Origin of the sequence: Alkalimarinus coralli, from assembly GCF_023650515.1 — a bacterium.
GTDB lineage: Bacteria > Pseudomonadota > Gammaproteobacteria > Pseudomonadales > Oleiphilaceae > Alkalimarinus > Alkalimarinus coralli.
Genome location: NZ_CP096016.1, coordinates 4561414 through 4574718, shown reverse-complemented (window position 1 = coordinate 4574718; position 13305 = coordinate 4561414). Strand labels below are relative to the sequence as shown.

The 13305-nt window shown below is 46.3% G+C and carries 15 protein-coding genes; 3 read left to right on the top strand and 12 right to left on the bottom strand.

Features of this window, described 5'->3' with window-relative positions; genetic code table 11:
- Both MY523_RS20695 and MY523_RS20690 read left to right on the top strand, forming a co-directional pair.
- Positions 1-1443 (top strand): aspartate kinase, encoded by a 1443-nt coding sequence (locus tag MY523_RS20695; RefSeq protein WP_250656566.1) that lies wholly within the window; start codon positions 1-3, stop codon positions 1441-1443.
- Complete coding sequence (locus MY523_RS20690; protein WP_250656565.1) at positions 1428-2285, top strand: tetratricopeptide repeat protein; 858 nt, start codon at positions 1428-1430, stop codon at positions 2283-2285. Before MY523_RS20695 ends, MY523_RS20690 begins: the two co-directional genes overlap by 16 nt.
- Positions 2286-2405: 120 nt before the next feature.
- On the opposite strand, the gene ssb is transcribed toward MY523_RS20690, so the two are convergent.
- Positions 2406-3023 (bottom strand): single-stranded DNA-binding protein, encoded by a 618-nt coding sequence (gene ssb, locus MY523_RS20685; RefSeq protein ID WP_250656564.1) that lies wholly within the window; start codon positions 3021-3023, stop codon positions 2406-2408.
- A gap of 234 nt (positions 3024-3257) precedes the next feature.
- On the bottom strand, positions 3258-4622 hold the full coding sequence (locus tag MY523_RS20680; protein WP_250656563.1) for an MFS transporter: 1365 nt from the start codon (positions 4620-4622) through the stop codon (positions 3258-3260).
- Positions 4623-4786: 164 nt separating this feature from the next.
- Between MY523_RS20680 and uvrA the strand changes: the two genes are divergently transcribed.
- Positions 4787-7627 (top strand): excinuclease ABC subunit UvrA, encoded by a 2841-nt coding sequence (gene uvrA / locus MY523_RS20675; RefSeq protein ID WP_250656562.1) that lies wholly within the window; start codon positions 4787-4789, stop codon positions 7625-7627.
- 91 nt (positions 7628-7718) lie between these two features.
- Here uvrA and rplQ read toward each other — a convergent pair whose 3' ends face one another.
- The 10 genes from rplQ to rpsE all read right to left on the bottom strand — a co-directional run bounded on the left by rplQ (position 7719) and on the right by rpsE (position 13298).
- The gene (rplQ, locus tag MY523_RS20670) at positions 7719-8105 is read right to left on the bottom strand and encodes a 50S ribosomal protein L17 (protein ID WP_250656561.1); all 387 of its coding nucleotides are present in this window, start codon (positions 8103-8105) and stop codon (positions 7719-7721) included.
- Between the two features lie 31 nt (positions 8106-8136).
- On the bottom strand, positions 8137-9141 hold the full coding sequence (locus MY523_RS20665) for a DNA-directed RNA polymerase subunit alpha (protein WP_250656560.1): 1005 nt from the start codon (positions 9139-9141) through the stop codon (positions 8137-8139).
- A gap of 36 nt (positions 9142-9177) precedes the next feature.
- Positions 9178-9798: a 30S ribosomal protein S4 gene (gene rpsD, locus MY523_RS20660; RefSeq protein ID WP_250656559.1), complete on the bottom strand. Its 621-nt coding sequence runs from the start codon at positions 9796-9798 to the stop codon at positions 9178-9180.
- Positions 9799-9813: 15 nt separating this feature from the next.
- Positions 9814-10203, bottom strand: a complete 390-nt coding sequence (rpsK, locus tag MY523_RS20655) for a 30S ribosomal protein S11 (protein WP_250656558.1) — start codon at positions 10201-10203, stop codon at positions 9814-9816.
- A 12-nt stretch (positions 10204-10215) separates the two neighbouring features.
- Positions 10216-10572, bottom strand: a complete 357-nt coding sequence (rpsM, locus tag MY523_RS20650) for a 30S ribosomal protein S13 (protein WP_250656557.1) — start codon at positions 10570-10572, stop codon at positions 10216-10218.
- 124 nt (positions 10573-10696) lie between these two features.
- On the bottom strand, positions 10697-10810 hold the full coding sequence (gene rpmJ / locus MY523_RS20645; protein ID WP_250656556.1) for a 50S ribosomal protein L36: 114 nt from the start codon (positions 10808-10810) through the stop codon (positions 10697-10699).
- Positions 10811-10857: 47 nt separating this feature from the next.
- A complete protein-coding gene (gene secY / locus MY523_RS20640; protein ID WP_250656555.1) occupies positions 10858-12168 on the bottom strand; it encodes a preprotein translocase subunit SecY in 1311 nt (436 codons plus the stop codon).
- A complete protein-coding gene (gene rplO, locus MY523_RS20635) occupies positions 12169-12603 on the bottom strand; it encodes a 50S ribosomal protein L15 (RefSeq protein WP_250656554.1) in 435 nt (144 codons plus the stop codon).
- Between the two features lies 1 nt (position 12604).
- Entirely contained in the window at positions 12605-12793 is a 189-nt protein-coding gene (gene rpmD / locus MY523_RS20630) for a 50S ribosomal protein L30 (protein WP_250656553.1), read from the bottom strand.
- Between the two features lie 4 nt (positions 12794-12797).
- Positions 12798-13298 carry a 30S ribosomal protein S5 gene (gene rpsE / locus MY523_RS20625; protein WP_250656552.1) on the bottom strand — a complete coding sequence of 167 codons (501 nt, stop codon included), beginning with the start codon at positions 13296-13298 and terminating at the stop codon, positions 12798-12800.
- Positions 13299-13305 lie beyond the last annotated feature (7 nt).

Below are 13305 nucleotides of genomic sequence, written 5' to 3'. Positions count from 1 at the left end.
ATGCACTTACATACCGTGGAAAAAATTGGCGGCACTTCAATGAACGACTATGAAGCGGTAAGGGACAACATCATTCTTAACCCCTCACAAAAAGAAAACATCTACAACCGAGTTCTAGTTGTCTCAGCTTACAGCGGCATAACCGATCTATTATTAGAGCACAAGAAAACCGGACACCCAGGTGTTTTCTCACTGTTTTCAAACAGTATCAATGATAACAACTGGCGTGAAATGCTTGAGAAAACCAAGCAAAAGATGTTTGACACCAATAAAGCGCTTTTTCAATCAGAGCAGCAACTGAGCGACGCCAACGAATTTATATCTGAGCGTATTGATGACGCGGAGTCCTGCCTTAGCCATTTACAACGACTCTGCAAACATGGCCACTTTTCGCTTGAGACACACCTTGACTCAGTCAGAGAGATGCTTGCCTGTATCGGAGAAGCGCATAGTGCCAGAAATACCGCACAGCTACTGAACCTAGACGGAATCAACGCCTGCTTTATCGACTTAACAGGCTGGCGAAGCATGGATCAGGTTTCTCTGGACGAGCGCATCGAAAAGGCCTTTAGCAACATAGACCTGTCAAGTGCCATTCCTGTTGTAACCGGATACGCTCACAGCGAAGAAGGGCTGATGACGCACTTCGACAGAGGCTACAGTGAAATGACATTTAGCCGCATTGCCGTATTAACTCAGGCAAGCGAGGCCATTATCCACAAGGAGTTCCACCTTAGCAGCGCAGATCCAAGGCTTGTTGGTGAAAACAACGCCGTCCCCATTGGGCGCACCAATTACGATGTAGCTGACCAACTTGCAAACCTGGGCATGGAGGCGATACACCCCAAAGCAGCCAAGGGCCTGCGACAAAATAAAATTCCTTTGCGCGTAAGAAATACATTTGAGCCCGACCACTATGGAACCTTGATCACCCAAGACTATGTGAGCGACTCACCCTGCGTCGAGATCATTGCAGGCCAAAAAGGCGTTTGGGCGGTAGAGCTGTTTGACCAAGATATGACAGGCAAAGTGACCGAGTATGATCACACCATAGTCGATACGCTTAAAAAACTAAATCTAACATTCACCGCAAAGGATGTTAATGCCAACACGATTACCCATTACATAAACACAGACTCAAGCACCTTGAAGCGCCTGGTATCACAGCTCAAGAAAAGTTACCCAGACGCAGAGATAAACCAGCAAAAGGTCGCCATCGTATCGGCAATTGGAAGTGACATGCAGGTTCCGGGCATTCTCTCCCGGACGGTTAACGCCCTCTCAGAGCAAGGCATTAGTATTCTGGCTATCCACCAGTCAATGCGACAAGTCGATATGCAATTCATTATCGATGAGCGCAATTATGATACCGCAGTTAAAAGTCTCCACCGCTGCCTGGTTGAAGTGCACGATCACGGAAGAGCAATATGTCTCGCATCATAGCGATAGCATTCCTGGTTTTAGTTGCAACCGCCATTAGTGCCGAAGACAGGCCTGACGTTTTAGAAGTCAAAGACTTGAAAAATCCCATGTATACGCCGTTTGTAGAACTTTACGTGCTCGAAGAGCTCAAGCGGCTACGCATCGATATGGCCGACCAAAAGCATGAAATGATCCAGCAAATTGTCGACAGGGAGCATAGCTCTGTCGACCGTGCGGTGACTTATGCAACCGATACGGTGACATATTTCTTCTACCTTATTGCCGGCGCTAGCTCAATTATGGTTTTGGTTGGCTGGAACTCATTACGAGAGATCAAAGATAGGGTTCACTCGCTGGCAGATGAAGAGATATCAAAGCTGGTATCAGAGTACGAAAATCGACTGCACGCCATCGAGCAGCAATTGAATCAGAAAACACGCCACATTGAGGAGAACAGAGAAGAAATCGAACTCACTCAAGAGGTTCAGTCACTATGGCTGAGAGCAGGCCAGGACTCAAACCTGTCAAGCAGGATCGAGACCTACGATGAAATCTTGAAATTAAGGAGCGACGACTGCGAAGCACTAACCTACAAAGCAGACAGCGTTCTAGAACTTAATGAACCTCAGTGGGCCGCAAATCTCTGCCATCAAGCATTAAAAATCGACCCTGAAAACTGTCACGCATTTTATCAATTAGGATGCGCCTACACAGCAATGGGGCAATTTGACGATGCCATCAAGTATCTATCAGAGGCCTTAGAGCGAAAAGACAGCTACCGGGAAGAGGTATTAAATGATGAGGCGCTAATTCCTCTAAAAAACCTACCCGCGTTTCAAAGCCTTACAAGCTCAAGTGAATGATAAACAGGTTTGAGATAACATTTCCCTGATAAGCCAAAGCGGCAACAAAAAAGCCCCAGTTTATGGGGCTTCATTTGCATTCCTTTGTTATGAACGTTACTTTTTTACAGTAATAACGCCCTAGAACGGTATATCATCGTCAAAGTCATCCATTGGAGCTGGCGCTGAAGGCGCGGCATGATTAGGCGCTTGTTGTCCATACCCACCCTGCTGCGGTTGCTGATAGCCTTGCTGGGGAGCTGCTGGCTGCTGAGGCACAGACTGGGGCTGTGCTGCACGTTGTTGCGGTGCCGCTTGATGCTGTGGCGCACTCTGAGGCTGCTGAGCATACCCGCCCTGCTGTTGCTGATGCTGGTGTTGAGCAGGAGCAGAGTAACCACCCTGAGACTGATCTGCACCACCGCGGGAGTCGAGCATCTGCATCTCATTGGCAACAATCTCTGTGGTATAACGGTCTTGACCGCCCTGATCCTGCCACTTTCTAGTCTGCAATCGCCCTTCAAGATAAACCTTTGAGCCTTTCTTTAAGTACTCTTTTGCAATCTCAGCTAACCGGTTAAACAGAACGACACGGTGCCATTCAGTTTTTGGCACCATTTGCCCTGTATTTTTATCTTTGTAACTCTCATCAGTAGCAACACTTAAGTTCGTGATTGCGCTTCCCTGGGGAGTGTAACGAGTGTCGGGGTCATTTCCCAGATTACCAATTAGAATTACTTTGTTAATACCGCGTGCCATTTATATCTCCTAAATACTAGAACCCCATGGTTCATAGCTTTCAATTTTTTTATCACAGAGAACGACTCTGATCTGTGTGACAAATGCTAACAGAAAAGACCTCATTAGACATCAAAGCAACGAGGATTAATTGTGATCTTTAGCCAACTAACGCCATTAAATTGTCAGCACGTTTTGGCCATTTAAGCCCGTTAACCGTCTACAATACGCTTGAGTGAAAGACCTCTGCCTAGATTAAGACCTCAACGCATAGCGAAATGAGCTCAGGGCATGCTCATCCAGGTGAGCCTTATCCACTTTAAGGTAAGCAGCCTTCTCTTCAATCACAACCACCACATCCTCTACCCCTTTAATATTGGCAAGCTCATCCGATGCATTTTCTGCGTCAGACTCCGATAAAAGCGCGTTCAGCTTGAGGGTCAAACTTGTCGAATAGCTTGGCGTTCGCATCGTCAATGCTATAAAGAACCATATCCCTGCAAGCGCCGCAGATGCATAATAGATAACCTCTCCCCCCCACTCTGAAAGAACCCAGCCACCAACAGCCCCACCTAAAAATGCACCTAAAAACTGGCTAGTGGAGTAGATTCCCATAGCCGTCCCTCTTGCGCCCGCCGGGGCCTGCTTACTGACCAAAGACGGCAAGCTCGCTTCAAGTAAGTTAAAGGCCATAAAAAACACAAATAACGCAAACCAAATTGAGATTAGAGAACTCCCAGCCAAGGCAAGGAAGATGGAGCCTATTGCCAACTGCAAAATAGCGCCGACAAAGACTGTTTTTATTTTCCTTTTTTTCTCGCCAATAATGATAAACGGAACCATCGCAAAAAATGCTGTCACCATTACCGAAAGATACACCCACCAATGCTCCTGCCTGTCGAGTTGAGCGTCATTTACGAGCGATAACGGAACTGCGATAAAGAGAGCTGTCAAAATGAGGTGCAATAAGAATATTCCTACATCGAGCCTCAACAAGTCTGAGTTTCTCAAAAGCTCAAAAAACTCACCTCGCACAGCTCTTGTGTCCCTATGGCTGTGTGTTGTCACGGGCGTTGGCACAATCAGCAATACAATCGCAATCCCCGCTATTGCAAATATGGCGGTGAGCCAAAAAATTCCACTTAGGCCAAAAAAATCAGCAACTAATGGCCCTGCAACCAGCGCCACCGAGAATGAGAGCCCGATAGACATTCCAACAACAGCCATCGCTTTGGTTCGACTTTCATCTGTTGTAAGGTCACTCAGTAGGGCCATCAATACACTGGCAATAGCGCCTGCCCCCTGCAACAAGCGACCTGCTATCACCCCGTAAATACTTTCAGATGTCGCCGCTATAACGCTACCAGCACAAAAGATCAGCAGCCCGATTACAATCATTTTTTTTCGGCCGAACCGATCAGACAGCATGCCAAAAGGAACCTGAAATAACGCTTGCGTAAGGCCATAGCCCCCGATAGCAATACCAATCAGAACGCCACTTGAGCCTTCCAGTTCACCACCAAGCAAAACAAACACAGGCAGAACCATAAACAGGCCAAGCATACGCATCGCATACAAAAGCGCGAGAGAAAATACGGAACGTTTTTCGCTGACGTTCATTAAGGTCGCTACTCCGAGCAAAAGAAATGGGGTTGTGATTTTACAGGGGTGGCATTTTAACAAAATGATCTACATCGTGCAGACAAAATATATTGCAAGTTAACTTTGAGACCTTTCCCTTTTACACAGTATAATCACCCTCTTTTTCAAAATAATTGGCTATTATGGATAAAATTCTTGTTCGCGGAGCTCGCACTCATAACCTTAAGAATATTGATCTCGAAATACCAAGAGATAAGCTTATCGTCATAACAGGGCTGTCAGGCTCAGGAAAATCCTCGCTCGCATTTGACACGCTCTACGCCGAAGGACAACGAAGGTACGTAGAGTCATTATCAACCTATGCCCGCCAGTTTTTGTCGATGATGGAGAAGCCTGATGTTGACCATATAGAGGGGCTCTCCCCGGCAATTTCCATCGAGCAGAAATCTACGTCTCATAACCCCCGTTCGACCGTAGGCACGATAACCGAAATCTACGATTACCTGAGGCTTCTTTTTGCCCGTGCAGGCGAGCCAAGATGTCCGGATCACGACGAGCCACTTGAAGCACAAACCATTAGCCAAATGGTTGACCAAGTCATGGCTCAGGAAGAAGATCTAAAGCTGATGATGCTCGCTCCAGTCGTCAAAAACCGAAAGGGCGAGCACCACCATATCTTCCAGGAGCTTCGCAGCCAAGGTTTCATCAGGGCCCGTATCGATGGAATCGTTTCTGACCTGGACGATACCCCCGATCTGGAAAAGAATAAAAAGCACACCATTGAAGTTGTGATAGACCGATTTAAGGTGCGGGAAGGTATTGAACAGAGACTCGCTGAGTCATTTGAAACCTGTATTGGGCTTACCGACGGTATTGCACTGGTTGCCCCCATGGAGGGACAAGGAGAAGAACTAATATTCTCTGCTCGATTTGCCTGTCCGCACTGTGGTTATGCAATAAGCGAGTTAGAGCCAAGAATTTTTTCTTTCAACAATCCAGCTGGCGCCTGCCCAACTTGCGACGGCTTAGGGGTTAAACAGTTCTTTGACACCCAAAAACTGGTAAAAAACCCAGAACTCACTCTTGCTGAGGGAGCCATTAAAGGCTGGGACAGGCGAACCGTTTACTATTACCAAATGCTAACCAGTCTAGCCGAGCATTACGATGTCGACCTGGATCAACCGTTTGAACAGCTACCTGAATCGTTTCGCCAAACGGTTTTATATGGCAGCGGCAATGAGAAAGTCTCCTTCAATTACGTAAATACCCGCGGCGATATAGTGCAGCGCCAACACCCTTTTGAAGGGGTGATGCCTAATATGGAGAGACGGTATCGCGAAACAGAGTCTCAAATGGTGCGAGATGATTTATCCAAACTACTAACACATAAATCATGCCCGGATTGCCATGGCTCAAGGCTTAAAAAAGCCGCAAGACACGTATTTGTGAAAGATAAAAAGCTACCTGACATTACAGAAATGCCCGTTGGCCAAGCATACGAGTATTTTTCTACATTAACATTGGAAGGTCGCAGAGGTGAAATTGCGGCCAAAATACTGGCAGAAATCCAGCTAAGGCTTCAGTTTCTAGTCAACGTAGGATTAGACTATTTAACATTAGACCGCAGTGCAGACACACTTTCGGGAGGAGAAGCCCAGAGAATTAGACTGGCAAGCCAAATAGGCGCTGGCCTGGTTGGCGTCATGTATATATTGGATGAACCCTCGATCGGATTACATCAACGTGATAATGACCGCCTGCTAAAAACCCTTACTCACCTGCGAGACCTGGGTAATACCGTTATAGTCGTAGAGCATGATGAAGACGCGATACGTCTCGCGGACTATGTAATCGACATAGGGCCAGGTGCTGGCGTGCATGGTGGTCAAGTCATAGCAGCCGGAACCCCTGCTGAGGTGATGGCAAATCAAAACTCCATTACCGGTCAGTACCTATCAGGCGGCAAAAGTATTGCGATTCCAAGCAACCGCGTTCCCTATGACAAAAAGAAAACTCTCAAGCTAAGCGGTGCGACAGGAAACAACTTAAATAGTGCCGACTTGACCATCCCTCTAGGCTTATTGACCTGTATAACAGGGGTATCTGGGTCGGGTAAATCTACGCTGATCAATGGCACACTTTACCCGATAGCCGCGACAGCTCTAAATAAAGCGACAACGCTATCCATACAGCCGCACAAGAAGATCGAAGGGCTCGAACAGCTGGACAAGGTCATCGATATCGACCAAAGCCCAATTGGAAGAACGCCTAGATCAAACCCTGCCACTTACACCGGCCTATTCACACCCATAAGAGAGCTTTATGCAGGCACGCACGAAGCAAGGTCTAGAGGCTATAAGCCAGGTCGTTTCAGCTTCAATGTAAAAGGGGGCCGCTGCGAAGCTTGCCAGGGTGATGGCGTTATCAAGGTTGAAATGCACTTTTTACCTGATGTCTATGTCCCTTGCGATAGCTGCAAGGGCAAACGATATAACCGGGAGACTCTCGACATAAAGTATAAAGGAAAAAGTATACACGAGGTCTTAGAGCTTACCGTAGAAGATGCCAGGGAGTTCTTTGATTCGGTCCCCTTTCTAGCCAAAAAGCTTCAAACTCTCATCGATGTGGGCTTATCATATATCAGGCTAGGACAAAGCGCTGTTACTCTCTCGGGCGGCGAAGCACAACGAGTTAAACTGGCGAAAGAGCTGTCAAAAAGAGATACCGGGAAGACGCTTTATATATTAGACGAACCGACAACGGGCCTTCATTTCTACGATATACAACAACTTCTGAATGTACTGCACAGGCTTCGGGAACACGGCAATACGATTGTGGTCATCGAGCACAACCTGGACGTTGTTAAAACTGCCGACTGGATTGTTGATCTAGGCCCCGAAGGCGGAACAGGGGGAGGAAACATAATTGGAGAGGGAACGCCTGAAGATATTGCGAGAATAGATGCCTCACACACCGGCCGTTTCCTTAAAGAACTACTGTCAAAGCCCTCTATTAGTAATTAGAGGCCAACGCAGTAACCCAATTCCAGAAATTGGAAATTAGAACGTAAAAAGCCGGCTGATTAGCCGGCTTTTTTAGGAGTCTAACAACGAATTATTCTTCGTCGTCACTCTCTACTTCGACTGGGCGATCTACAAGCTCGACATAAGCCATAGGTGCGCTATCTCCAGCACGCAAGCCACACTTGAGGATACGAATGTATCCACCAGGACGGCTCTCGTAGCGAGGACCTAACTCGTTGAACAACTTAGCAACGGCTTCGTTGCTACGCAGTCTTGCAAAGGCCAAACGACGATTAGCTACTGTATCTTTTTTAGCCAATGTAATTAAAGGCTCTGCTACTGTGCGTAACTCTTTTGCCTTAGGCAAAGTTGTTTTGATCAGCTCATGCTCTACTAACGATGAAGTCATGTTACGGAACATGGCTTTTCGATGTGAGCTATTGCGATTAAATTTACGACCACTTTTACGATGACGCATTTCTCTAATTCCTTACCTGATTACCCTGAGGTTAGCCACCCAGTACCCTGTCATCACCCTTCAAACTGGCTGGAGGCCAGTTCTCGAGACGCATACCCAGAGAGAGACCACGAGATGCCAAAACATCTTTAATCTCTGTAAGTGACTTCTTACCTAAATTAGGTGTTTTAAGAAGTTCTACCTCAGTACGCTGAATCAGGTCACCAATGTAGTATATGTTCTCGGCCTTCAAGCAGTTAGCAGAACGAACAGTCAGCTCAAGATCGTCAACTGGACGAAGAAGTATTGGATCAACTTCTTCCTCTTCCTCAACTTGCTCAGGCTCCTTCTCGTTATCAAAGTTAACGAACACCGACAATTGTTGTTGCAAGATGGTAGCTGCACGACGAATTGATTCTTCAGGATCAATCGTACCGTTTGTTTCCAAATCGATAACCAACTTATCCAAATCAGTACGCTGCTCTACACGAGCTCTCTCAACAGAGTAAGCTACGCGAAGAACTGGACTGAAAGAAGAGTCTAACTGCAATCTTCCGATTGCTCGCGTTTCGTCATCACCAGAAGCGCGCTGATCAGCAGGCTCATAGCCTCGACCAAGCATCACTTTCAGCTTCATGTTAATTTCGCCAGCCGCTCCCAAGTGACATATCACATGGTCTGGATTAGCGATTTCGACATCATGATCTAACTGAATATCACTTGCCAACACTGGGCCTTCGCCCTTTTTGGTCAACGTCAATGTTGCTTCTTCACGGCTATGCATAGTGATAGCCAAACCTTTAAGGTTTAGAAGGATTTCAATAACGTCTTCCTGAACACCTTCAATAGCACTGTATTCATGAAGTACGCCGTCAATCTCTGCTTCAACAACAGCACTACCTGGCATTGAAGACAGCAAAATACGACGCAGAGCACTACCTAATGTATGTCCAAACCCTCGTTCTAAAGGCTCTAAGATAACCTTAGCGTGCGTTGGGTTAATTTCCTGTACTTCAATGTTACGAGGATTCAAGAATTCATTTACTGAACGCTGCATAAACGGCCCTATTCGCTCTATTGTTCTGCTTAAACCTTACTTGGAGTAAAGTTCCACGATCAAGTTTTCGTTGATTTCAGCGGACAAGTCCGAACGCTCTGGCGCGGACTTGAACGTACCGACCAATTTGCTCGAATCAACTTCTACCCACTCAACCGGTGCACGGTTTGCTGCCAACTCAACTGCATTCTTTATACGCAGCTGGTTTTTCGCTTTTTCACGCACACTTACAACGTCACCTGCAGCTACTTGATAAGAGGCAATGTTAACCACCTTATCATTTACAAGAATACTCTTATGAGATACCAACTGACGCGCTTCAGCACGAGTTGAACCGAATCCCATACGGTACACTACGTTATCAAGACGCCGCTCCAAGATTTGAAGAAGGTTTTCACCCGCTGCACCTTTACGGCGAGCAGCTTCTTTATAGTAACCACGAAACTGTTTTTCCAGAACGCCATATGTACGACGAACTTTCTGTTTTTCTCTTAACTGTAAACCGTATTCCGACAAACGTGCTCTGCGCGCGCCGTGTTGTCCTGGAGGGGTTTCAACATTACATTTTGAATCAAGCGCACGAGCGCCACTCTTCAAAAATAAATCTGTCCCTTCACGACGAGACAGTTTACATTTTGGACCAATATAACGTGCCATTTACTGTCTCCTTGATTATACGCGACGCTTTTTAGGCGGGCGGCACCCATTGTGTGGAATAGGAGTCACATCAATAATACTAGTGATCTTATATCCGCAAGAGTTGAGTGCCCGAACAGCGGACTCACGTCCTGGCCCAGGACCTTTAACCATAACATCTAGGTTTTTTAGGCCGTATTCAGCAGCCGCTTTACCGGCTCTTTCAGCTGCTACCTGCGCAGCAAAAGGTGTACTCTTACGTGAACCACGGAAACCTGAACCACCTGCGGTAGCCCAAGACAATGCATTGCCTTGACGGTCTGTAATGGTCACGATCGTGTTATTGAATGAGGCGTGAATGTGCGCCATTCCATCAACAACAGTCTTTTTCACCTTCTTACGGGTACGTGTACCTGGCTTAGCCATTCCTGTATCCTATTATTTACGAATCGGTTTGCGAGGGCCTTTACGGGTTCTAGCATTGGTCTTACTACGCTGACCGCGCACAGGCAAGCTGTGACGGTGACGCAGACCACGGTAGCAACCAAGATCCTTCAAACGCTTAATGTTCATTTGTACTTCACGACGCAAATCACCCTCAACAGTCATGCTGGTGAGTTCATTACGTATTGCATCCAACTGCTCTTCGGTTAAATCTTTAACCTTGGCAGTCGTTTTAACGCCAGTAGCGTCGCAAAGCTTGTTTGCTGTAGTTCTACCAACACCATATATATAGGTCAGGGAGATAACAGCGTGTTTATTGTCGGGTATATTGACACCGGCTATACGAGCCATCTATCTTACTCCGCGTTTAACGCATTGCTATTAAGGGAACATCATAAAAAAGGCGCAAAATAATAACGCTTGATCAATAATAAATCAAGCGTTATTTATTCACACTTTTTTAGCAAAAAGGGTTTTAGCCTTGACGCTGCTTATGACGTGGTTCTGTGCAAATGACTCTTACTGCGCCATTGCGACGGATTATTTTACAGTTACGGCAAATTTTCTTTACCGATGCGCGCACTTTCATGATACGACTCCAATTTGAGCTGCACTATTTGAGGCTCTCTACCTCAACTACACCTTTTTAAGGTTAGATTTTTTCATGAGGGACTCATACTGGTGAGACATCAGATGAGACTGAACTTGAGCCATAAAGTCCATCACGACCACAACTACAATCAGCAACGAGGTACCCCCGAAATAAAACGGGACATTCCAAGCCACGACTAGAAATTGCGGAAGGAGAGCAACCGCTGTTATATAAAGTGCACCAAACAACGTTAAACGAGTCAGGACACTATCTATATAACGAGCAGTTTGCTCGCCTGGTCGAATACCAGGAACAAACGCTCCCGATTTCTTAAGGTTTTCAGCGACTTCTTTCGGGTTATACATTAACGCCGTATAAAAGAAGCAGAAAAATACCACAGCTATAGCGAACAGTAAAATATATAGCGGCTGGCTGGGGGCTAACGCCTGAGAAAAATCAGACAACCACTCCATCCCTTCACCTTTACCAAACCATTGCCCCAAAGATGCGGGGAACAACAGAATACTAGAAGCAAATATGGGGGGAATAACACCAGCCATATTCACCTTAAGTGGAAGGTGACTTGATTGCTGCGCATATACTTTTCGGCCTTGCTGACGTTTTGCGTAATTTACAGTGATGCGGCGCTGGCCGCGCTCCATAAATACTACAAACGCAACAATAGCTATAGCAAAAAAACCAATTAACAACAGCGCGAGAATATTAATCTCACCCTGCCTGGCTTGCTCGAACGACTGACCAAATGCACCTGGTAAACCGGCCACGATTCCGGCGAAAATCAACAAGGAGATACCGTTTCCAATCCCTCTCTCAGTAATTTGCTCACCAAGCCACATCAAAAAGATCGCGCCGCTTACAAATGTCGCTACAGCAACAAAGTAAAAGCTAAAGGTATCTGTAAAGGTCACCCCTTGAGAGGCTAACCCTACCGACATACCCATCGCCTGAACCGTTGCAAGCACTACGGTAGCATAGCGGGTGTACTGGCTTATCTTACGACGGCCAGATTCACCTTCTTTTTTGAGCTGTTCAAGCTGAGGACTCACCACCGTCATAAGCTGCATGATGATAGACGCAGAAATATATGGCATGATCCCAAGAGCAAAAATACTCATTCTCTCAAGAGCGCCACCAGAAAACATGTTGAACAAGCTCAAAATAGTTCCTTGATTTTGTTCAAATAGCGCTGCCAATCTATCGGGATTAATTCCAGGTACGGGAATGTGAGCACCGACGCGATAGATAACTATCGCGACGAACACAAACCACAACCTGGATTTTAATTCTGCAAAGCCGCTAGCCGCACCGGCCGGTAGTGATCCTGTCTTAGCCATTTAGTCCTCGACTTTTCCGCCTGCAGCAGTAATCGCTTCGCGTGCACCTTTGGTAACACCCAAACCTTGAATAGTAACTGCTTTAGTTAACTCTCCAGATAAGAATACTTTCGCTGTCTTGGTATCTCTTCTAACGAGGTTTGCATTTTTTAATGCATCCAGATCGATAACATCGACATCTAAAGTAGCAAGCTCACTCAAACGAATTTCAGCAGCAAATGCTGATTTTCTTGACGTAAAACCAAACTTTGGCAAACGTCTCTGCAATGGCTGTTGACCACCCTCGAAACCAGCTGGCACGGTACCACCAGATCTAGATTTTAGACCCTTGTGACCACGACCACAGGTTTTGCCCAAACCACTACCAATACCGCGACCAACACGCTTGGCTGCTTTCTTTGTACCGGGAGCAGAACTTAATGAATTAAGACGCATCTTATTCTCCCTCGACCTTAACCATATAATTTACTTTATTGATCATTCCGCGAACTGAAGGAGTATCCTCAACTTCTACAGTATGACCAATACGACGTAGTCCAAGACCTGCTACACATGCCTGATGCTTTGGTAGTCGGCCAATCGTGCTACGAGTTAATGTAACTTTGATTGTCTTAGCCTTAGCCATGGTCTTATCCTACAATATCTTCTACTGATTTCCCGCGCTTAGCAGCAATAGATTCTGGAGACTGCATCGCCTTCAAACCATTTACAGTAGCGCGAACAACGTTTACCGGGTTAGTTGAACCGTAACATTTAGCCAATACGTTCTGAACACCAGCAACTTCCAATACTGCACGCATTGCGCCACCGGCGATAACACCAGTACCTTCAGATGCTGGCTGCATGTATACCTTAGATGCTCCGTGACGTGCTTTAATTGGGTACTGAAGCGTAGTTCCGTTTAGGGCAACGTCGACCATGTTTTTACGTGCGGCATCCATAGCTTTTTGAATAGCAACTGGAACTTCTCTTGCCTTACCGCGGCCAAAGCCAACTCGACCGTTTCCATCACCAACCACTGTTAAAGCTGTGAAGCCAAAAATTCGACCACCCTTAACAACTTTAGCTACGCGGTTAACCTGTACCAGCTTTTCCTGAAGTTCAGGCGCCTTTTGTTCATTAACACTCATTGCTGAC

Excerpts from the sequence above, each read along its gene's own strand:
- MY523_RS20695 (WP_250656566.1), top strand. The coding sequence starts at position 1 with ATGCACTTACATACCGTGGAAAAAATTGGCGGCACTTCAATGAACGAC.
- MY523_RS20690 (WP_250656565.1), top strand. The coding sequence starts at position 1,428 with ATGTCTCGCATCATAGCGATAGCATTCCTGGTTTTAGTTGCAACCGCC.
- ssb (WP_250656564.1), bottom strand. The coding sequence starts at position 3,023 with ATGGCACGCGGTATTAACAAAGTAATTCTAATTGGTAATCTGGGAAAT.
- MY523_RS20680 (WP_250656563.1), bottom strand. The coding sequence starts at position 4,622 with ATGAACGTCAGCGAAAAACGTTCCGTATTTTCTCTCGCGCTTTTGTAT.
- uvrA (WP_250656562.1), top strand. The coding sequence starts at position 4,787 with ATGGATAAAATTCTTGTTCGCGGAGCTCGCACTCATAACCTTAAGAAT.
- rplQ (WP_250656561.1), bottom strand. The coding sequence starts at position 8,105 with ATGCGTCATCGTAAAAGTGGTCGTAAATTTAATCGCAATAGCTCACAT.
- MY523_RS20665 (WP_250656560.1), bottom strand. The coding sequence starts at position 9,141 with ATGCAGCGTTCAGTAAATGAATTCTTGAATCCTCGTAACATTGAAGTA.
- rpsD (WP_250656559.1), bottom strand. The coding sequence starts at position 9,798 with ATGGCACGTTATATTGGTCCAAAATGTAAACTGTCTCGTCGTGAAGGG.
- rpsK (WP_250656558.1), bottom strand. The coding sequence starts at position 10,203 with ATGGCTAAGCCAGGTACACGTACCCGTAAGAAGGTGAAAAAGACTGTT.
- rpsM (WP_250656557.1), bottom strand. The coding sequence starts at position 10,572 with ATGGCTCGTATAGCCGGTGTCAATATACCCGACAATAAACACGCTGTT.
- rpmJ (WP_250656556.1), bottom strand. The coding sequence starts at position 10,810 with ATGAAAGTGCGCGCATCGGTAAAGAAAATTTGCCGTAACTGTAAAATA.
- secY (WP_250656555.1), bottom strand. The coding sequence starts at position 12,168 with ATGGCTAAGACAGGATCACTACCGGCCGGTGCGGCTAGCGGCTTTGCA.
- rplO (WP_250656554.1), bottom strand. The coding sequence starts at position 12,603 with ATGCGTCTTAATTCATTAAGTTCTGCTCCCGGTACAAAGAAAGCAGCC.
- rpmD (WP_250656553.1), bottom strand. The coding sequence starts at position 12,793 with ATGGCTAAGGCTAAGACAATCAAAGTTACATTAACTCGTAGCACGATT.
- rpsE (WP_250656552.1), bottom strand. The coding sequence starts at position 13,298 with ATGAGTGTTAATGAACAAAAGGCGCCTGAACTTCAGGAAAAGCTGGTA.